17 protein-coding genes are annotated in these 20439 nt (G+C 72.9%); 6 read left to right on the forward strand and 11 right to left on the reverse strand.

All coding sequences use genetic code 11. From position 1 onward, the window contains the following. Positions 1–61 precede the first annotated feature (61 nt). Together ACQCO7_RS03225 and ACQCO7_RS03230 are read right to left on the reverse strand one after the other, a co-directional pair. On the reverse strand, positions 62–400 hold the full coding sequence (locus ACQCO7_RS03225; RefSeq protein ID WP_464070350.1) for a hypothetical protein: 339 nt from the start codon (positions 398–400) through the stop codon (positions 62–64). Positions 401–446: 46 nt separating this feature from the next. Then, positions 447–1055 carry a flavin reductase family protein gene (locus ACQCO7_RS03230; RefSeq protein WP_464070351.1) on the reverse strand — a complete coding sequence of 203 codons (609 nt, stop codon included), beginning with the start codon at positions 1053–1055 and terminating at the stop codon, positions 447–449. Between the two features lie 312 nt (positions 1056–1367). On the opposite strand from ACQCO7_RS03230, the gene ACQCO7_RS03235 reads away from it, so the two are divergent. Further along, positions 1368–4286, forward strand: a complete 2919-nt coding sequence (locus ACQCO7_RS03235; protein ID WP_464070352.1) for a C40 family peptidase — start codon at positions 1368–1370, stop codon at positions 4284–4286. Positions 4287–4289: 3 nt separating this feature from the next. On the opposite strand, the gene ACQCO7_RS03240 is transcribed toward ACQCO7_RS03235, so the two are convergent. The 6 genes from ACQCO7_RS03240 to ACQCO7_RS03265 all read right to left on the reverse strand — a co-directional run bounded on the left by ACQCO7_RS03240 (position 4290) and on the right by ACQCO7_RS03265 (position 10219). After that, positions 4290–4961: a hypothetical protein gene (locus ACQCO7_RS03240; RefSeq protein ID WP_464070353.1), complete on the reverse strand. Its 672-nt coding sequence runs from the start codon at positions 4959–4961 to the stop codon at positions 4290–4292. Next, positions 4958–5530 carry a phosphatase PAP2 family protein gene (locus tag ACQCO7_RS03245; RefSeq protein WP_464070354.1) on the reverse strand — a complete coding sequence of 191 codons (573 nt, stop codon included), beginning with the start codon at positions 5528–5530 and terminating at the stop codon, positions 4958–4960. Before ACQCO7_RS03245 ends, ACQCO7_RS03240 begins: the two co-directional genes overlap by 4 nt. Positions 5531–5756: 226 nt before the next feature. After that, entirely contained in the window at positions 5757–7130 is a 1374-nt protein-coding gene (locus tag ACQCO7_RS03250; protein ID WP_464070355.1) for a diacylglycerol/lipid kinase family protein, read from the reverse strand. Positions 7131–7256: 126 nt separating this feature from the next. After that, entirely contained in the window at positions 7257–7430 is a 174-nt protein-coding gene (locus tag ACQCO7_RS03255; protein WP_010357842.1) for a hypothetical protein, read from the reverse strand. A gap of 111 nt (positions 7431–7541) precedes the next feature. After that, positions 7542–9215, reverse strand: a complete 1674-nt coding sequence (locus ACQCO7_RS03260; protein ID WP_464070356.1) for a hypothetical protein — start codon at positions 9213–9215, stop codon at positions 7542–7544. Between the two features lie 146 nt (positions 9216–9361). After that, positions 9362–10219 (reverse strand): hypothetical protein, encoded by an 858-nt coding sequence (locus tag ACQCO7_RS03265; RefSeq protein WP_464077132.1) that lies wholly within the window; start codon positions 10217–10219, stop codon positions 9362–9364. Positions 10220–10502: 283 nt separating this feature from the next. On the opposite strand from ACQCO7_RS03265, the gene ACQCO7_RS03270 reads away from it, so the two are divergent. After that, positions 10503–11168, forward strand: coding sequence for a lipoprotein (locus ACQCO7_RS03270; protein ID WP_464070357.1), 666 nt, complete (start codon positions 10503–10505; stop codon positions 11166–11168). Positions 11169–11216: 48 nt separating this feature from the next. Here ACQCO7_RS03270 and ACQCO7_RS03275 read toward each other — a convergent pair whose 3' ends face one another. Beyond that, positions 11217–12644, reverse strand: a complete 1428-nt coding sequence (locus ACQCO7_RS03275; RefSeq protein ID WP_464070358.1) for an alkaline phosphatase family protein — start codon at positions 12642–12644, stop codon at positions 11217–11219. Between the two features lie 327 nt (positions 12645–12971). On the opposite strand from ACQCO7_RS03275, the gene ACQCO7_RS03280 reads away from it, so the two are divergent. From ACQCO7_RS03280 to ACQCO7_RS03290, 3 genes are all read left to right on the forward strand, one after another. Next, on the forward strand, positions 12972–15680 hold the full coding sequence (locus ACQCO7_RS03280) for a SpoIIE family protein phosphatase (protein WP_464070359.1): 2709 nt from the start codon (positions 12972–12974) through the stop codon (positions 15678–15680). Positions 15681–15821: 141 nt separating this feature from the next. Next, complete coding sequence (locus ACQCO7_RS03285; RefSeq protein ID WP_464070360.1) at positions 15822–17186, forward strand: FAD-dependent oxidoreductase; 1365 nt, start codon at positions 15822–15824, stop codon at positions 17184–17186. 77 nt (positions 17187–17263) lie between these two features. After that, positions 17264–18226: a DUF1152 domain-containing protein gene (locus ACQCO7_RS03290; RefSeq protein ID WP_464070361.1), complete on the forward strand. Its 963-nt coding sequence runs from the start codon at positions 17264–17266 to the stop codon at positions 18224–18226. Here the strand turns inward: ACQCO7_RS03290 and ACQCO7_RS03295 are convergent. Then, complete coding sequence (locus ACQCO7_RS03295) at positions 18197–19195, reverse strand: hypothetical protein (RefSeq protein ID WP_464070362.1); 999 nt, start codon at positions 19193–19195, stop codon at positions 18197–18199. The genes ACQCO7_RS03290 and ACQCO7_RS03295 overlap by 30 nt on opposite strands. Next, positions 19192–19563 (reverse strand): PadR family transcriptional regulator, encoded by a 372-nt coding sequence (locus ACQCO7_RS03300; protein ID WP_464077133.1) that lies wholly within the window; start codon positions 19561–19563, stop codon positions 19192–19194. The genes ACQCO7_RS03295 and ACQCO7_RS03300 overlap by 4 nt, the downstream gene beginning before the upstream one ends. Positions 19564–19835: 272 nt before the next feature. Here ACQCO7_RS03300 and ACQCO7_RS03305 point away from each other — a divergent pair, with 272 nt between their 5' ends. Further along, positions 19836–20366, forward strand: coding sequence for a hypothetical protein (locus ACQCO7_RS03305; RefSeq protein WP_464070363.1), 531 nt, complete (start codon positions 19836–19838; stop codon positions 20364–20366). Positions 20367–20439 lie beyond the last annotated feature (73 nt).

Genomic DNA, 20439 nt, shown 5'->3' on the forward strand with positions numbered 1-20439 from the left:
GCCGCCACTGACAACGCCCCCCGGATCGGGGGGCGTCGCAGGTCAGGAGCTTGTGCGGGGGTCAGCCGCGGGTTCGCGCACGGGTCGACCAGAGGCCCACGGCGAGAAGTCCCGCCACGGCCACCGCGGCCGTCGTGCAGCGCTGCGAGCGCCACGCGAGAACCTCGCCCGTGGAGTTCGCGGAGAGGGCCGAGCCGACGCTCAGCCAGGAGCCCGCGGACAGGACCGACGCGGAGGAGCCGATGGAGCCGACCGAGAGGAAACTCCCGACGGATCCGATGGACAGCGCGCTGCCCACGGACCCGATCGAGAGGAACGAGTTCACCGAGCCGATCGACAGGGCCGAGTTCTTCGACCGGAACGAGTGCCAGGAGCCGTCTGCGAGGTCACGGGTCGTCATGAGGTGATCCTGTCAGAGGAGTCGGCCCCCGGAGAGCGGCTCGGAGTCAGCTCTTCGGCCAGTCCCGGTAGGCGATGCGGGGCAGGTCGCGGATCTCGCCCAGCAGGCCCCATTCGTCGCGGCCGAGTCGGGCCAGGGGGCGGAGTCGGCGGATGTCCGGGTGGCCGTCGACCAGCACCGATTCGTCGACGGCAGCGTGGACGACCTCGCCCAGGACGAGGGTGGAGTTGCCGATGCCGAGGGTCGCGTGGAGGCGGCACTCCAGGGCGACCGGGGAGGCTGCGACGCGGGGTGGTTTGACCTTGAGGGAGGGTTCCCGCTCGATGCCGACCGCGTCGAACTCGCCCTCCCCGGACGGGAAGTCGGTCGCGGTGCCGTTGATCTGCTCGAAGAGCGGTTCCGGGGCGAGGTTCACGACGAACTCGCGGGTCGCCTCGACGTTGCGGAGGGTGTCCTTGCGGCCCACCGAGGTGAACTGGACGACCGGCGGGTCGGTGGAGGCGACGCTGAAGAACGAGTGCGGGGCCAGGTTGGCCGTAGTACCGTCCGCCGTCAGGGTCGAGACCCAGGCGATCGGCCGGGGGACGACGACGGCGGTGAGCAGCCGGTAGAAGGCCGCGGTGCCCAGAGAGCCGGGCGAGTAGTCGACACGCATGACAGCCAGTTGTATCCCGCAAGCATCGGGAAGCACGCATCCTGTTCCCCAAGAGTCGGCAACTCACTCCCCACTTGGGGGCGTTACCGCCGGTCACCTGCCCGAAAGAGACGAAGGTCACGACTCCGTATCGGACATTTAACGCTTCAATCTTCACGCCAGTCACACAAGTTGGTTAAGTTGACCGCCGGGCCGCACGACCGACTCCGGCGAACCGCCGGGCCGCGCGGCCTCCGTCGAATCCGGGGTGACCCGGCGAGGCGGGGCCGGCCGTCTCCGCGGCAGGCTGTGCACGGAAGGAGTACGTCCTCCATGGCGACGGACCGAGGCCAGGGCCCCGCGGGTGCAGGACTTCCCGGACAACGCGCCGACTCCTCCCGCCTCCAGGACGGCCCCGCGCCCAGCAGGTCCGAGATCCAGCAGGCCGTCACCTCGCTCTACAACCGCGCCGAGACCGACAGCGGCACGTTCAACGCGACCCGCGCGATGTCGCTGCGCAGCGGTCGCAGCGGCGGTTCGGGAGCGTCTCGCGGGGGCGCGCGCAGGGCCTCGGCCCCCGAGACGGACGCGGGCGCCCGGCAGCTCTTCGACGTCGCCCGCAACTCGCTCGGCCCGACCATCCCCGCCGTCCTCCCGCGCGACCGCGCGAGCGGCCGTCCAGGGCGCCCCGGGAAGCCGGACGGCATGCCGACCATCCAGGAGCTCGAAGCGGCCCTGGAGCGCAAGCAGGAGCTCGCCGCGGGCCGTTCGGCGCCCGCGCTGCCGCCGGGCCAGTCCACGCAGGGCGCCCCCGCGCTTCCCCCGGCCGCCACGGCGGCGCTCCCGCCGTCGCCCCTCGCCGCCCTGCCCCCGGCCCCCGCGACCGCCCAGATGCCCGGCGTCACGGCCACCGGCCCGATCCCGGTCGTCCCGTCCTCCATGGCCCAGACAGCGGTCCTGCCGCCCGTGCGGATGTCTCCCGACCCGACGGCCACGGGCCAGTTCCCGACGGTCTCCCCGGCCATGGCCCAGACGGCCGTCATGTCGCCCGATCCGACGGCCACCGGGCAGATCCCCATGGTCCCCCCGGCCATGGCGCAGACGGCCGTGATGGCGCCCCTCGCCGCGCGGATGTCCCCGGACCCCACGGCCACCGGGCAGATACCGGTCATGCCGTCGCCCGCCGCGCAGATGCCGGCCTCGCCGACGGCCACCGGGCCGATTCCCGTCGTGCAGGCGCCCGACTCCCGTCCCCCGGCGCAGAGTTGGGACTCCGGCTCGCTGCCGATGTACAACCCCGCCGATCCGACACGTGACACCGGCGCCCTCCCTTCCGTCCCGTCGTGGGAGACCGGCACGTTCCCCGCGTACGCCTCTCCGGCCGCTCAGCCCGGTGGCGCGTTCCCGGCCACGGCCGCCGCGCAGTCCGCGCCCGCAGCCGCCGCCGGGAACACCGGCTCCCTCCCGATGTACAACCCCGCGGAGGCCGCCCGGGACACGGGTGCGTTCCCGTCGGTTCCGACGTGGGAGACGGGCGCCTTCGCCGCGTACGACCCTTCCGGTACGTCGACCTGGCAGACCCAGCAGGCCCAGGCCGCCGCCGGACCCGCCCTGACCTCGACGGTCATGTCACCGTCGGCACCGGCCGCCGAACCGGCTTACGCGTCAACCGTGATGGCTCCTTCGGCGCCCGAACCGGCCCTGACGTCAACGACGATGAGCCCTCCGACCGCCGAACCCGCGTTCACGTCAACGGTGATGACGCCTGCCGCCGCGCCCGCTGAACCGGCGTACGCGTCGGCCGGCACGGCCCCGGCCGAGTCGGGCTTCACGTCGACGGTCATGTCCCCGTCGGCCGCCGCGTCGGCTCCGGCGCCCGCGTTCATGTCGCCGTCCACACCCGAACCGGGCTTCGCCTCAACGGTGATGACCCCCTCGGCGGCTGCCGAACCGGCGTACGCGTCAACGGTGATGGCACCCCCGGCCACGTCAGCGGCGCCCGCCTTCACGTCGACCGTCATGTCCCCGTCGGCCACCCCGGCTCCCGCCGAACCGGCGTACACCGCAATCCTGATGGCCCCGCCGACCGCTGCGGCGACCCCCGCGTACGCCGCGCCCATGCCGTCCCCCGCGCCCGAACCCGGCTTCACCGCAACGCTGATGGCGCCCCCGGCAGCCCAGCAGATGGCAACCGCCGCGCCTGCCATGCCTGTTGACCCCGGGTTCACCGCAACGCTCATGGCACCGCAGACGGCACCCGCGCCCGCAGCGATGCCCCAGGCGCCCGCCGACCCGGCGTTCACGGCGACCCTGATGGCACCGCCCTCCACGGGGGCGCCTGCCGCGCCGATGACGCAGCAGATGCCTGCACAGGCCATGGCCGCACAGGGCATGCCCGCCCAGCCCGCGCCTGCACAGCCGATGCCCGCCCAGCCCGTCCCCATGCAGCCCGCGCAGCCGATGCCCCCGCAGGCCGCAGCCCCCATGCCGCCCGCCCCGGCCATGCAGGCGCCCATCGGCGCGCCGATGGCAGGCTGGCAGATGGCGACCGCCGACCTCGGATTCACCTCTGCCGCCATGGCGCCGCAGACGATGACAGCACCCGGCCAGCCTGTCGCCGCGCAGCCCGCACCGGCCGCCCCCATGGCACCGCAGACAGCCCAACCCGCGCAGGCACCCACCGCACCCATGGCACCGCAGTCCATGGCCGCACCCGCGCAGCCTCTCGCCGCACCGGCCATGCAGGCGCCGGTCCCGCCCATGGCACCCACGCCCGCGCAGGCCCCCACCTCCGCATACGCAGCCCCCGCCCCCGCCGCACCCACCGCCCCCCTGCCACAGCCCACCGCCGCCCCGCTCCCCCCGCAGGCCCCGGCCGCCGCGACCTCCCCCACCGCCAAGGCCGAGAAAGCCGTCGCCTTCGCGCGTGCGCAGATCGGCAAGCCCTGTGTGTGGGGCGCGAAGGGGCCGGGGTCGTACGACAACGCGGGGCTCACGCAGGCCGCGTGGACGGCGGCGGGGGTCCCGTTGCCCAGGACGGCAACCGAACAGGCGCAGGCCGGTACGGCGGTGGACGTCGCCACGCTGCAACCCGGCGACCTGGTCTTCTTCTTCGACGGCCTGAACCACACGGGTGTTTACACGGGTAACGGCATGATGATCCACGCACCGGGGCCCGGCGCCTTCATCCGCGAGGAGTCGATCGCGCACGCGGGCGAGTCGGCGCTGCGATGGGCGATCCGTCCCGCGTAAGGCTCACGCGGTCTCGGACAGCCGCTCCTCCACGAGGCTGACCTGATCCCGGCTCAACCGACGCAGCTCCCACAGGAGTTCCGCCGCGTCGGCCAGGTCGGGGTGGTGGGAGGGTTCCTCGGCAGGAGGTTCGGCGTCGACGAGTACGGCGAGCCGGCCTGCGGGGATGCCCAGCACGCGCGCGAAGGCGATGAACAACTCGGGGGAGAGAGCCACCCTCCCCTGCCCCACTCCTCCGACGGTGACCCCAGAGAGGTACGGCCCGCGCACCCCGGCCAGAGCTTTCGCTCCCGACGACCAGTGAAGGTTGCGGTTGGCCAGCAGCCGCAGAAGCAGCGCTCCGGGACCGGGGGCATACCCGCCGAACTCCTTCAGAGGGCCCCAGGGAGCCGTACGAGGCTCCTGGGGCAGCGAATGGACGTGCCGGAGGAATTCCCTGCGCTGCGCCGCTGAAAGGAGCCTGAACCGCCACACGACGTACACGGCGCGGGAACCGGCCCCCGCGTCCAGGGGGTTCAGCTCCTCGGGTACTTCAAGACCCGCGAGGACGAACACGTCTGGCACCCGCACCCCGAGCGCCGGCGCCAGCCCGTACAGGAGTTCCCGCGTCGGCTCCCCCTCCGGCACGGCAACCCCCAACCGTGCCGCCCGCGCGCGGAACCCCTCCCAGGTCACTTCTGCCGCGTCCCCGCGACCGCCAGCACGGTCGCCGCAGCCCCCGTCCCCAGTACGGCCCCCGCGATGACGTCCCCCGGATAGTGCACCCCCGTGTGCACGCGCGAGTACCCGACGGCGCAGGCCAGCAGTCCCAGCGGAACGGTCGTCACCGGCAGTGCGGTGCTCACGGCGGCGGCGAAGGCGACGGCCGACGCGGTGTGCCCGGACGGGAAGGACGCCGAGTCCGGCATGGGCACGTGCCGTCCGGGGAACGGCGAGTCCTCCGCGCGGTGCGGGCGGGGCCGCCGTACGAGCTTCTTGCCTGCGAGGTTGGCCGTGGCCGAGGCGAGCCCGACGGCCGCGACCCCGAGCAGCGCGGCCCGGCGCGTCCTGCCCGGCCGCAGGGCCAGCAGGGCCGCTGCCGCGAACGAGATCTTCGAGTGGTTGGCGGCCGTGGACAGCCGACGCAACGCGGTGTCCAGCGTGGGCGTCTTCGTGACGGTCACCGCCTCGTAGAGGGCTTGGTCGAGGGCGGCGAGATCGCGCACCAGGCTGATGGCGTCGAGACGGCTGCGGGGGTCGGGCATGGTCGTTTCTCCGGACGGCGGTTTCGGGGCCGGGACGCAACGCGCGGGCGCGCGCCGGGGCCAGGACAGGGAGGAAGATCTCCGGGAGGCGGGAGGAACAGCGCGCGCGTGGGACAACGTTCCCGCCGCCCGTGCGGCTGACCGAGGGCAAGCCCTCAACCGCCCGCGCGCACGCGTACACACCGATGGCACCGCCATCCCGCGCGCACACGCACCCGCCCCGCCCTCAGTCATCCCCCTCCCCCACGTCCCCCACCGGCCGGTCCAGCGCGAGGCGTACGATCCTGCGCCAGTCGACGTTCGGCGGGGAGTACGTCGCGCCGGGTCTGCGGCGCGGTACGCGTACGCGCAGAGCGCCCTGGCGGAGGGTGCAGACGACGGGGACCGGGAGGACGAGGGCCTCGCCGTCGATGGCGACGGGGATGTGGGGGCGGTCGGCGGAGACCTCCACGCGGGCGGACTTCGTGGAGGTGATGCCGCCGGCGCGTTCGCCACGCAGGACGACTTCGGCGGCCTGGGCTGCGCCCTCGACCTTGATGCCGATGACGCCGAGGTTGCCGGAGTCGAGGCGGGGGCGCCGGCCGCCACCGAAGGGGTCCGCGCGCGCGTAGGGGTTGTTGCTGACGAGGACGGCCTGCGGCGCGTGCAGGCGGGTGCCGTCGGCGTGGACGCCGAGGGTCGCGCCGGCCTCGCCCATGAGGAGGTCGGGGAGGAGGTCGAGGGCGGTGAACGCCTTGGCGTCGCGGTACTCGGGGCTCTGGACTATCTCCGCGTACGCGCCGAAGGAGACCGTGTTGACGAACGCGCGCCCGTCGACGTCCCCGAGGTCGACGCGGAACTCGACGCCGTCGGTGAGGGCTTCGAGGGAGGTGACGGGGTCGGTGCGGTCGAGCCCGAGGTCCATGGCGAAGTGGTTGCGCGTGCCGGCGGCGATGACGAGGAACGGCACGTCGTGCTCGGCGGCGACGGCGGCGACCAGCGCCTGCGTGCCGTCGCCGCCCGCGACGCCGAGCAGGTCGGCGCCCTCGGCGAGCGCGCGCCGGGCCTCGGCCTCGGGGTCGGTGGTGCCGTCCGGGGCGATGAGGATCACCCGGGCGCCGAGGGCCTCCGCGCGGCGGACGAGGTCGAAGCGTTCGACCTTCCCGCCCCCGGAGCGCGGGTTCATGATGAACACCGGCCGGCTGGGCGGCGGGGTCTTGCGTCCGCGCCTGCGGCGTTTGGCGTGCGGCTGGCGGACGCTGCGCAGCGCGGACCGCGCGCTGGCGAGGGCCGCGGTCCACAGGGCGATGGCGGAGACGGCGACGATCCACAGCCCGGAGGAGGCGTAGAGGGCGAGGACGCCGAACGGCACGAGGACCGCCAGGAGCGCCCCCAGGAGCCGGGTCCAGCCTCGGTGCGCCAGGGCCCACCACAGGCCCGCTCCGGCCAGCGAGAGGCCGCCCACGCCGCTCAGGAGGACGAGCCAGCCGTCCGATCCGGCGCCCGCGACGACCGTGAAGGCCGCACAGGCGGCGAGGAGGAGGGCGAGCCGGGCCCAGTCGCGTGCGCGCCGGGCATCGAAGTCCCGCGCGAAGGCGCTTCGCGCGCGCGTGTCGTTCACCGTGTGCCCGCCATGCTGTGTGCTCCCCCTGGGGTCCCGAGGCTCGTTGCCATGATCGTGATTACCACATCGTGGCGTACCACGGTGGTCGGCAACGGTACCCGGGACCCGGGACCCGTAACGGGCTCAGCGGGCGGCCGAGTTGGCGCGTGCCTGTTCTCGGCGGGCGTTGTTGTACACGCGCATGAGGTGTTTCGAGACGGCGCAGGGCACCGTGTCGAAGTGGCACTGACGGCAGGTGCGCGCGTGCTCCTCGTAGGCGGCGCGGGCCTGCTGGAGCGCGTCCTCGGAAAAGGGCATGACGGTCCTCCGACGGGATGGGGTGGGGGGTGAGCCGGACACCGCGGTGTTCGTAAGGTTCACTTAAAGTCAGAGTGGATCATGTTACTTCCGGTACGGGAAAGCGGGCGCTCAGAGGGCTTCGTCACAGCAGCCCCGGCCCGTGCTCAGCCCCCGGCAGAAGCAGGACGACTCGACGGGTACGTCGGCCACCGCGCGGGCCAGGGTGAGCTGTTGGCCGACCAGCGCGGCCTCGCCGCGCTTCCCGAGCCGTACGAGGCACTCGTGCAGGCCGTGCAGGGCCCAGACGTTGCCGGGGTGCTGGAGCGCGCGCGGGAGCGTCGGGTCGAGGCCGAGGTCCGCGCGGTAGACCGCCTCGGCCTCGGTGACGCGGCCCTGTTCGAGCAGGAGCGCGCCGTACGCGTGCCGGGTGGGCTGCATCCAGCCCCAGGGCTCGTCGTACGGCAGGTTGTCACTCAGTTCGACCGAGCGTTCCAGGGCGGCGAAGGCGCGGTCGAAGGCGCCCTTGCGGTACTCCAGTTCGCCGTCGAGCATCGCGGCGGCGATGGCGAGAACGTCCTGGCAGGTGTTGTTGAACAGGGTCCGGGAGTCGGGGACGCGGGCCACGGCGGCGTGGAACAGGGCGCGTTCGGCATCCGCCTCGGGGACGCGCCCTGTGGCGGAGAACGCGACCCCGCGCGCGTAGTGGTGCATCGCGGTGGTGACGCGGTACAGGTCCGGGTCGGCGGGCCGGGGCAGGGCGAGGACGTCGGACCAGCGTCCGAAGCGGATCAGGACGTGGACGCGCATCGCGAGGAACCCCTCCAGCCAGTCGGCCATGGGCGGGCTCTCGACCCTGAGGAGTTCCTCGGGGATGCACTCCTCCAGGCTCCGGGCGGCCTCCAGGGCGGTCTTCGAGGCGCCGAGGAACATCGCGCCGTAGATCCGGAAGTGGTGGTTGTGCGCGCGGTACAGCGTGTAGAAGTTCATCGCTCCCCCGCGCGCGTGCGCCTTCGCGTCGGCGCCGATCGCGGCGGTGTTGTCGGCGACCACCCTGCGGTAGTCGCCGCAGAGGACCTCCAGGTGCGAGGGCATGTGCAGGAGGTGTCCGGCGTCGGGGACGAGGCCGCGCAGCCGGTCGGCGACCGTGAGGGCGGCTTCCGGGGTGGGCGACATCTCCATCAGGTGGACGTACAGGTGCGGCAGGCCGGGGTGGGCGCCCTCGGGGTCGGCCGCCAGGGCGCGCTCCAGGACGTCCCGGGCCTCCAGCGTGCGCGCGCCTGCCGCGGGTTCGCCCGTCCCCAGGTCCCAGAGCTGCCAGGGGGTGAGGTTCATGAGGGCCTCGGCGTACAGGGCCGCGACGTCGAGGTCGTCCGGCGCGAGGGCGTACACGGCCTGCATGGCGTCCGCGTAGGCGTGGTTCCACACCGCGCAGTCCTCGGCGGCCCGCGCGCGCGGGTAGCGGGCCATGAGGGCGCCGATCAGGGCCCGCTCGACGGGCCGGGACCGGGCGGCGCGCTCCTCGGCCCGCTCGGCGGCCTCGCGGGTGCGCCGCACGGTCAGCGCGAGGTCCCTGTCGTCGAAGAACTCCCAGGGTTTGTTGTAGTTCGGGCCGAGCGCGTAGGCGATGCCCCAGTGGGCCATCGCGCACTCCGGGTCGGCGCGCACGGCCTCCTCGAAGCAGGCGACGGCCTCCTCGTGGTGGAACGCGTACGTCCACACCAGGCCCCGGTCGAACCACTTCTGCGCCTCGGCGGACGCGGTGGTGACGAGCCGGCCGTAGCTCCCGAGGTCGTAGTACTCCATGCGCGCTCCCCTGCTCGCGGCCACCCCTCAGCGGCAGCCCCTGAGCGACGTATACCGCCCGGCGAAGGGGCTGCGGGCCCGGTCCGCGCCGGGTCGTCCCGTCCTTCCGTACGACCGGGAACCGTCGTCCCGGAAGGACAGCCCTGTCACCGTATTCGCCCGCACTCCTGGGCGGCCTCCCCGCGCACGCGTACGGCGGGCACCCCGGCCTTCTTCGGCTCGGCCCCCTCCAGCGGCGCGACCTCGGCCGACGCCGTTTCCGTCCGCACCGCCCCGGGCCGGCGCAGCCACTTCGGGAGCAGTGCCCGTACCCGCTCGCCCTGGCCGTGCAGGAGCCCCATGACGACCGCCGCCGCGACGGCGATGAGGTGTTCGCGGCCCGCGAGGTTGGGCTTGGCGATCGACTCGACGACCATCGAACCACCCGTGAGGGTGAACACGATCGGGGCCCTGCGGACGACGGACATGTACGTGAAGAGGCCCACAACGGCCGCCGAGGGGCCCGTGTCGAGGACCTTGCCGAACTCCGGGGACAGCCCGCCCCAGTGGTCGGGGCCCAGGGCGAGCATCACGCGGACGGTGAGCGTGCCCGAGAGGGTGGACGCGTAGGCGATGAACAGGGTCCGCGCGCGGCCGAGGGCGACCTCGGCGAGGGCGAAGGCCAGGAACAGCTGTGTGATGCCCGCCCAGACGGGCAGGTCGAGGGCCGGGACGTACAGCGAGACCGGCGTGCGCAGCAGGGCCTTCCACAGCGGGAGGTCGCCCTGGACTCCGCCGACCTCACGGACGATCTTCTCGCCCAGGTCGTTCTGGGCGATCGCATGGAAGAAGATCACGCCCGCACAGGCGACGATGGCGAGGGAGAGGGCGGAGGGGCCCCTGCGCCACAGTTCGCGCACGGGGTCGACGACGATGCCCTGGAGTTCGCCCCACAGGGTGCGCCCCAGGAACGCGACGCCCCTGTAGAGCGGCGATCTCCGCCGGATCCCCGCCTTCTCGTCCACTTCTCGCCCCACCGTCGTCCCCACTGGTCACCCGCACACACATTCGGAAGATCGAATCTAACTCCTGAGACGCCCGGAATCGACATTCAGGTTGATTTCGGTACCGGATGCGCGAGGCGCACGCAACCGACACCACGACCCACGCACTCACAACGACGGCTGTTCGCGGCCCTTGGTTTAGTCGGCACGGCAACGAAGTGACCATCGCCACACCCTGCCGGGGGCGTTGTCAGTGGCCTCGGTTACAGTCCGTTGTCAGATACGCACGAGAGGGGAACGCAGGGTGGGGAACATACAGCGGGGGCTGTCGGCGGTGCTGATGGCGGGGGTGCTGGCCGGGTGCGGGACGTCCGGGGGCGGCACGGGGAGCGGCACGACGAGTGACACTGCGGGCGACACCCAAAAGGGGTCACCGACGCCCTCGGTGTCGGCCCCTTCGGCCGCCTCCGGCGGGACGCTGGGCGCGAAGGGGTCCGCCTGCGAGCTGCCGGTGACCTTCGAGACCGCCGCGAAGTGGAAGGCCGAGTCCGTAACGGCCCCCGAGGGCGCCTCCGACGACGTCCTCGACGTCCTCCTGCGCCAGGGCCCCGTCACGAGCGTCTGCGAGATCGACGCGAAGCCCGCGGGCCACATCGGCTTCATCCGCGTCTACCGGGGCGAGCCGGGCAACGCGGACGCGCGCACGGTCCTCAAGGGCTTCCTGGCCGCCGAGAAGGGCGTGAGCGAGGAGAAGTACGGGACGTTCACGGCGGGCAGCGCGTCCGGCGTGGAGGTCTCGTACCGCGTCCACGTCGAGCTCCTGGACGAGACCAAGACGGAACACGCCCTCGCCGTCACCACCCCCCAGGGCCCCGTGGTGATCCACCTGGGCGGCATCGACGACGAGGAGCACAAGGAGATGCTCCCGGCCCTCGACCTCGCCAAGCGCACACTGCGCGTCACCGCCTGAGGCCCCTCGGAGAACCCCGGGCGGCGACGTACAGCGAAACAGCTCCCCCTACACCTGCGGCCGACGCCCCCGCTCCTGCCGCGGAAACGTCTGGTCCGCCCCCGGCAGCGTCGGCTTCGGCAACGTCGCCACCTCCTCCTTCGCCTTCTCCAGCTGCTCGGCAGTGTCGTCGGGGAGGCGAGGGGGGCGAGGGCCGGCGTGGGAGAAGCGGAACGCGGACGTGAAGTCGCCGAAGGTCTCGCGGCGCCAGGCGGTCACGTTCGGTTCCTCGACACCCGTGAACCGCTCCAGGAACCGCAGCGCCGAGGTGTGGTCGAAGGCTTCCGTCGCCACCCAACCGCCCACCGTCCAGGGCGAGATGATGATCGCCGGGACCCGGAAGCCACCCCCGATCGGGAGGCCCTTGATGAACTCGCCCGGCGTGCCCGCGGGAGGCGTCGGCGGGCTCACGTGGTCGAACAGGCCGTCGTTCTCGTCGTAGTTGAGGATGAAGGCCGTCTTGCGCCACACCTTGGGGTTGGCGGCGATGGCCTCGATCTTGGAGGCGACGAAGTCGGCGCCGGCGGCGGGCAGGTAGTCGGGGTGCTCCGACTGGTAGCTCGTCGGCATGATCCAGGACACAGCCGGGAGCCGGTCGCTGCGGGCGTCGTCCTCGAACGTCCCCTCGGGCTGCCGCCGCACCCCGCGCTCGTACAGCTCGGAGCCGGGCTTCGCGTTCTTGAACGCCGCGAACCGCTCCAGCATGTTGCAGCCGTAGTTGTCGTCCTCCTGGTACACCTTCCAGCTCACCCCGGCCGCCTGGAGGCGCTCCGCGTACGTCGTCCAGCGGTAGGGCCTGGGCGCGGCGTTGCTGGTGACGGGCCCGCCGTGGGTGCCCTCGGGGTCGATCGAACCGGTCATCCACATCAGCCGGTTGGGCCAGGTGGGGCCGAAGACCGAGGAGAAGTAGTTGTCGCAGACGGTGAACGTCTCCGCCAGCGCGAACTGGAAGGGGATGTCGCGACGGGTGTAGTAGCCCATGACGTACGGCCCGTTGACGCCGTCGGCCTTGCGGTGGGCCGGCAGCCAGCGGTCCATCCTGCCGTTGTTCCACGCCTCGTGCTGCACCGACCAGGCGTGGCTGGTGGACGGGATGGCCTGGGCGCTGGAGGAGTGCGTGTCGAGGTGGAAGGGCAGCAGGTACCCCTTCGGGTTCTCGGCGTCCGGCTGGTAGAAGACCGAGCGCCCGGTGTCGAGGATCTGCGCCTCGGGGTCGGCGAAGCCGCGTACGCCCTTGAGGGTGCCGAAGTAGTGGTCGAAGGACCGGTTCTCCTGCATCAGCATGACGACGTGCTCGATGTCGCGCAGGGAGCCGCGGCGCGGCGCTCCGGCGGCGACGGCCTTCTGCACGCTCGGCGGGAGGAGGGAGAGGGCCGCCGCGCCGCCCAGCGTGCCGGCGGCGGATCCCAGGAGTCTGCGTCGGGTCAACTCGGCCATGAAAGCCCCTTGATGAGTGACGGACGGATCGCCGCCCACTCTTCTCCGCGAGCATCGGGGGGCGTCAGGGACACCGGGTGAAATCCACTCCAACGTGTCGGGAGGAGTTGGCCAAGCCATGACGTACGTCGCCTCCCCCTCACCCGGCCGCCGCCGGCCCGTGAACTTCCGCACGGAATCCGCCGGTTCCCTGAACCGCGCTCAAACCCGCCCACCCCAACGCGCCCCCCTTTCAGGCCCCCGCCTCCACCCCCGCTCCCGCGTGCGCCGCATCACCCTCCGTTACGCCTCTCGCCTCCCGGGGCCCGGCAGTGTAGACATGGGCCCATGGCCCGTCGTCCCCGTGGACCACACGCACCGCGTCCGTCCGTCTCAGCCCGCCGCGCACGGGAGCGGCGGATCCCCGTCGCGCCCCGCCGGGCGCTGGGCCGGCGGAGTCTGGCCACCCAGGTGTTCGTGCTCCAGGTGGCGGTCGTCCTGCTGCTGGTCGTCGCGGCGGTGGTCGCGCTGGTGCTCCAGGTCCGGCACGACGGCACGGAGGAGGCCCGCAACCGCTCGCTGGCGGTCGCGGAGTCGTTCGCGAACTCCCCGGGGATGGTGGAGGCGCTGGCGTCCCCGGACCCGACGGCGGTGCTCCAGCCCCGCGCGGAGGCCGCCCGCAAGGCCGCCGACATGGACTTCCTCGTCGTCATGAACCCGGACGGCATCCGCTACACGCACCCGAAGCCGGACCGCATAGGCAAGAAGTTCGTCGGGACGATCGCGCCCGCGCAGGAGGGCGGCACGGTCGTCGAGGACATCGACGGCACGATCGGCCGCCTGGTGCAGGCCGTCGTCCCCGTGAAGGCGCCGGACGGCCACGTCGTCGGCCTGGTGTCGGCCGGGATCACGACGGAGTCCGTCGGCGGGACCGTCGACCGCCAGCTCCCCCTCGTCCTGGTCACCGCGGGCGCCGCGCTGCTGCTCGCGACGGGCGGTACGGCGCTGGTGAGCCGCCGTCTGCTGCGGCAGACGCACGGTCTGGGCCCGCGCGAGATGACCCGCATGTACGAGCACCACGACGCGGTGCTGCACGCCGTGCGCGAGGGCGTCCTGATCGTGGACGGCGACGGCCGCCTGATGCTCGCGAACGACGAGGCGCACCGCCTCCTGGACCTCCCGCAGAACGCGGAGGGCCGGTACGTCATGGGCCTGGGCCTGGACACGGCGACGGCCGAGCTGCTGGCGTCCGGCACGGTCGTGACGGACGAGGTGCGCCTGGTCGGCGACAAGCTGCTGGCGATCAGCCAGCGCCCCACCCAGCTCGCCGGCGGCCCTTCGGGCAGCGTCGCGACCCTGCGCGACTCCACGGAGCTGCGCGCCCTCTCCGGCCGCGCGGACGAGGCCCGCGAGCGCCTGGACATCCTGTACGCGGCCGGTGTCGGCATCGGCACGGACCTGGACGTGACGCGCACGGCGGAGGAGCTGGCCGAGCTGGCGATGCCCCGGTTCGCGGACTTCGTGACCGTCGACCTGTTCGACTCGGTGATCAAGGGCGAGGAGCCGGAGCCGGGTTCGGCGCTGCGGCGCACGGCGTCGACGGGGGTCCGCAAGGGCGCTCCGCTGTACGCGGTGGGCGAGCCGCTGAAGTTCGTGGACTCGACGCCGCAGGGCCGCAGTCTCACGGAGGGCCGGGCGGTCCTCGAAGCGCGACTGGACACGTCGCCGGAGTGGCGGGCGCAGGATCTCGAACGCACCGAGCAGGTCGTCGAGTTCGGCATCCACTCGCTGATCACGGTCCCCGTGCGCGCGGGGACGCTGATGCTGGGCGTGGTGAGTTTCTGGCGTTCGGAGCGGCCCGAGCCGTTCGACACGGACGAGGTGGCGCTGGCGGAGGAGCTGGTGGCGCGGGCGGCGGTCACCATCGACAACGCGCGCCGCTACACCCGCGAGCACAAGATGGCGGAAACGCTTCAGCGCAGCCTGCTGCCGCGCACGCTGCCCGCGCAGAGCGCCCTGGACATCGCGTACCGCTACCTGCCCGCGCAGGCCGGGGTGGGCGGCGACTGGTTCGACGTCCTGCCCCTGTCGGGTGCGCGGGTCGCGCTGGTGGTCGGGGACGTCGTCGGGCACGGGCTGCTCGCGGCGGCGACGATGGGCCGGCTGCGGACGGCCGTGCACAACTTCTCGGCGCTGGACCTGGCGCCGGAGGAACTCCTCGGCCTGCTGGACGAGTTGGTGAACCGGATCGACCAGGAGGACGAGTCGGCGGCCCCGGTGACCGGCGCGACCTGCCTGTACGCCATCTACGACCCGGTGTCGCGGCGCTGCACGATGGCGCGGGCCGGGCATCCGCCGCCGGCGATCGTGCACCCGGACGGGCGGGTGGAGTTCGCGGACGTGCCGCCGGGGCTGCCGCTGGGCCTGGGCGGGCTGCCGTCGTTCGAGACGGTGGAGCTGGAACTGCCCGAGGGCAGCCGTCTCGTGCTGTACACGGACGGTCTGGTGGAGTCCCGGGACCGGGACATCGACAGCGGCCTCGACCTGCTCAGCGAGGCTCTCGCGGGCGCGCCGGGCGCGCCGGAGCCGACCTGTGTGGCGGTTCTGGACGCGCTGCTGCCGGCCCGCCAGAACGACGACATCGCGCTGATCGTCGCCCGTACGCGCGCGCTGGGCCCGGACCGGGTCGCGGAGTGGGAGGTGCCGGTGGACCCGGCGGAGGTCGCGCGCGTGCGTGCGGCGGTCGCCCGGCGCCTGGTGGAGTGGGACCTGGAGGACCTGTCGTTCACGACCGAGCTGATCCTGAGCGAGCTGGTCACCAACGCGATCCGCTACGGCGGCGCCCCGGTGCGGGTCCGGCTGCTGCGCGACCGGTCGCTGATCTGCGAGGTCTCCGACGCGAGCAGTACGTCACCGCACCTGCGGTACGCGGCGATGACGGACGAGGGCGGGCGGGGCCTGTTCCTGGTGGCGCAGCTCGCGGAGCGGTGGGGGACGCGGTACTCGTCCGTGGGGAAGGTCATCTGGGCGGAGCAGCCACTACCGGCAAACCGATAAACTGCTGGTAGCACCCGACGTCGGGAGAACTCATAAGACCGGTTTATGAGCTCATAGACCGGACCCGCGTACCGGGTTAGGCTTGCCTTAGTTTAGGCTTCCCGTCGAGTCGATCAACTGCCGCTCGAAGGGAACCTGATCATGCCCCGCCCCCTGCGGGTAGCCATCGTCGGAGCCGGCCCCGCCGGGATCTACGCCGCCGACGCGCTGCTCAAGTCCGATGTGGCCGCCGACCCCGGTGTCTCCATCGACCTCTTCGAGCGGATGCCGGCCCCGTTCGGACTGATCCGGTACGGCGTGGCCCCGGACCACCCCCGCATCAAGGGCATCATCACCGCCCTGCACCAGGTGCTGGACAAGCCGCAGATCCGCCTCTTCGGCAACGTCGACTACCCCACCGACATCAGCCTCGACGACCTGCGCGCCTTCTACGACGCCGTGATCTTCTCGACCGGCGCGATGGCCGACCGCGAACTCACGGTCCCGGGCATCGAGCTGGACGGCTCCTACGGCGCGGCCGACTTCGTCTCCTGGTACGACGGCCACCCGGACGTCCCGCGCACCTGGCCCCTGGAGGCCGAGAAGGTCGCCGTCCTCGGCGTCGGCAACGTCGCCCTCGACGTGGCCCGCATCCTCGCGAAGACGGCGGACGAGCTGCTGCCGACGGAGATCCCGGCCAACGTGTACGACGGCCTGAAGGCCAACAAGGCGCTGGAGGTCCACGTCTTCGGGCGCCGTGGCCCCGCGCAGGCCAAGTTCTCCCCGATGGAGCTGCGGGAGCTGGACCACTCCCCGAACATCGAGGTCATCGTCGACCCCGAGGACATCGACTACGACGACGGCTCGATCGCGACCCGGCGCGGCAACAAGCAGGCCGACATGGTCGCCAAGACCTTGGAGAACTGGGCGATCCGCGACGTCGGGGACCGCCCGCACAAGCTGTTCCTGCACTTCTTCGAGTCCCCCACCGAGATCCTCGGCGAGGACGGCCGGGTCACCGGCCTGCGCACCGAGCGCACGGAGCTGGACGGCACGGGCAACGTCAAGGGCACCGGCAAGTTCACGGACTGGGACCTGGGCGCCGTCTACCGCGCGGTCGGCTACCTCTCCGAGAAGCTCCCGAAGCTCCCCTGGGACCTCGACTCGGGCACCGTCCCGGACGAGGGCGGCCGGGTCATCGAGGAGAGCGGCAGCCACCTGACGTCGGTGTACGTCACCGGCTGGATCCGGCGCGGCCCGGTCGGCCTCATCGGCCACACCAAGGGCGACGCCAACGAGACGGTCTCCAACCTCCTGGCCGACCACGCGAACGGCCGCCTCCAGGAGCCGGCGTCCCCGCAGCCCGAGTCCGTCGACGCCTTCCTGACCGAGCGCGAGGTCCGCTTCACCACCTGGGAGGGCTGGCACCGGCTCGACGCCGCCGAGAAGGCCCTCGGCGAGCCCCAGGGCCGCGAGCGCGTCAAGATCGTCGAGCGCGAGGACATGCTCCGCGAGAGCGGCGCCTGACCCCGACCGATCCGGCGCGGGGTGGACCGTACGGAATTCCCGTACGGTCCACCCCGCGCCGTTGTTATGGTCCCCCGATGTTCTCCCTCCCCGAACCTCCCCTCTTCACCCGCCTGCGCGACGCGCGCCGTGTCCTGATCGCCGGTGCGGGCGGCGGATTCGACGTGTACGCCGGGCTGCCGCTGGCGTTCGCGCTGCGGGCGGCCGGCAAGGAGGTCCATCTCGCCAACCTGTCGTTCGCGGACCTGTACGGGCTGCCGTCCGAGGTGTGGATCGAGCCGGACGTCGCCGCCGTACGGCCCGACACCCCCGTACGCGGCGACTACTTCCCGGAGCGCGCCCTCGCGCGGTGGCTCGACGGGCGGGGGCTGCCGTCCACGGTGTACGCCTTCGCGCGCACCGGCGTCGCGCCGCTGCTGGACGCCTACCGGGCACTCCTCGGCCATCTCGGCGGTGTCGACGCGATCGTCCTGGTCGACGGCGGGACCGACATCCTGATGCGCGGGGACGAACACGGTCTGGGGACGCCGGAGGAGGACATGGCGAGCCTCGCGGCGGTGGCCCGGCTGGACGTCGCGGAGCGGCTGGTGGTGTGCCTCGGGTTCGGGGTGGACGCCTATCACGGCGTCAGTCACGCGCTGGTGCTGGAGAATCTGGCCGCGCTGGACCGGGAGGGCGGTTATCTGGGCGCCTTCTCGATCCCCCGGGAGAGCCAGGAGGGGGCCGCGTACCTGGACGCCGTCGCGCACGCGCAGGAGGCGACGGCGAGCCACCCGAGCATCGTGCAGGGGTCGGTCGCCGCCGCCGTACGCGGGGAGTTCGGGGACGTGCGGTTCACGGAGCGGACCAAGGGGGGTGAGCTGTTCGTGAATCCGCTGATGGCGATGTATTTCTGCGTGGACGCCGTCGCGCTCGCCCGGCGCCATCTCTACCTGGACCGGCTGACGGAGACGGTGCTGATGCGGCAGATCAGCTCACGGATCGAGGAGTTCAGGGAGGGGCTGCCCCGGCTACGGGCACCCCGCGCGTTCCCGCACTGAGCGGGCCGCTGCGACGGTGAGGGCGGCGGTCAGCAGGAACAGGCCCGCCGCCTGGCCGACCGAGCCGAAGCGGGCGACGGCCGGGAGGACGTCGTACCAGTGGTAGAGGGTCGTCACGCGCAGGGCGAGCAGGAGGGCGCCGAGGGCCGCGAGCGCGAAGGCGGTGTCCGGGGTGCGGGGGCGCCAGGCCAGCCAGGCGAGGCCCGCGAGGAGGACGGCCGTGGAGGGGGCCCAGACGGAGTCGGTGGCCAGGGGGAGGACGGTCCGGGAGGCGCCCATGGTCACGCAGGCGGCGAGGTAGGCGAGGCCGGGGGTGCCGGCGGGGAGGGCGGCGGGCGGGGCGTCGTGGTGGTAGGCCGCGTACACCGCGAGGACGGTGAGCCAGGCGAGCAGGCCGCCCGCGGTGGCGTAGGGCAGGTCCGGCGGGTAGGCGTCGGTGACGAACGGGGCGACGAACACCCAGAGTTCGGGCAGCGCCGCCACGGCCGCGGTGATCCCGGCGAGGCGCCTGCGGTCGCGCAGGAGCGCGAAGTAGGCGACCGTCCACAGCAGCGGGAGCGCCCACTCCAGGGCGGCGACCGGCACGCTGTTCCCCGGACCCCGGCCGTTGAAACGGGTCAGGAACAGGTCCCACTGCGCCGGTCCGTGCGTACTCCCCCAGGTCAGTTCGAGCACCCGGTCCACGAGCGCCGAGGCGGCCTGGAGGAGGAGCGCGAACAGGGCGAACCGCCGTACGGACGCGCCGAACAGGGCGTACCGGCGCGGCGCGGCGGCCGTGCCGAGGCGGGTGCGGACGGCGAGCGCGGCGATGCTCGCGACCTCGCCGAACGTGGGGCGGGTCTGGTCCTGGGTCTCCTGGTCGACGTCCCACAGGTACGTCTCGACCATCTCCTCCTCGCGCTCGCGCCGGTAGTAGGCGGGCAGCAGGCGCAGGACGGTCCGGTAGCGGGATTCCAGCAGCGTGGTCATGCCAGTCCTCCGGCGAGTCCGGGGCCCGTCACGGGCGGTACGACGGGTGCGGCCGGGGTGCGTCCGCCTTCGGCCATACGGCGCTTGGCCGCGCTCGCGCCCGCCGCCATGCGCTCCGCCTCGGCGTCCAGCGCGGCGACGCCCTCGTCGGTGAGGCGGTAGTACCGGCGCAGCCTGCCCTGCTGGACCTCCTCGCGGTCCAGGACGATCAGCGCGTCGGCGGTGAGTCTGTCGAGGACGCCGTAGAGCGTGCCGACCCTGAGCTGGACCTCGCCGCCGGAGAGGTCCTCGACCTCGCGCAGGATGCCGTACCCGTGCCGGGGCTGGTCGGCGAGGGCCGTCAGCACGAAGAAGGCGGCCTGCGTCATGGACTTCGTTCCCATGGAACCGAATATATCGGCTGCCGATATATTTCGCACGTCGGAACACCGATCGCGCGGACACGGGCGCGCCGCCGGGCCGCGCGTCCCCGTCGCAAGGAGAAGGCTTCGGCATGCTGTGAACCGCCCTCGACCCGGGTAGTTCTCCCTGTGCGCACCTTCGCGCAGCACTCTCGACAACAAAAGGACACATGGCCTTGGCACTCGCGTACCCTGACGCACCATCAACTCGTCGCCCGGGACGGTCGTGGACGATCCGCGTGACGGGGCGCCGCGACCGGACCGCCTCCGTCACCTGCTCCTCCAACTGCCCGATGCTGGCACGTTCCCGCGATGTCGCGGCCCTGCGCCGCTTCGCGGAAGCGCACGCCGCCGCACACGCGCGCGCGGCGACCGTCCGGCCCGATGCCGCGTGCGGCTGCCGCCAGCTGAAGTGCGCGGCCCACGAAGGCACGCGCGCCTCCTGCGCGGGGGCCGTCGTCCTGGTCCTGCGCCACGACCCCGCCGTCGGGCAGGTCTGGACCCTCATGGAGGTCTGCTCCGCCTGCGCGCCGCTGATGTCCCACACACGGGTCGTCGCGCGGGCCGCTCCGCGCGCCCGGCAGGGGGGCGATGCGCCCCCGGCTCCCGCACCGGTCACTTCGGCCGCTCCGGCGGAGGCTCCCCCGGCCCAGTCCTCCCGTGCCGTGCCGGGCGGGTTCAGCGCGCCCGCGCGCGAGGGCGGGGAGCTGGCGGAGGCCGTGCCTCGCCGGCGGCGGGGACGGACGGGGGGTGAGGGGAGGAGGGGCTGAGGGGGCGTGCGCGGGTTCCCGTGCGGACAGGGCCCGCCCCGACGCGGATGACGGGCCGGCCCTGTCCGCCCTG

The organism is Streptomyces saintjeani (genome assembly GCF_055409605.1).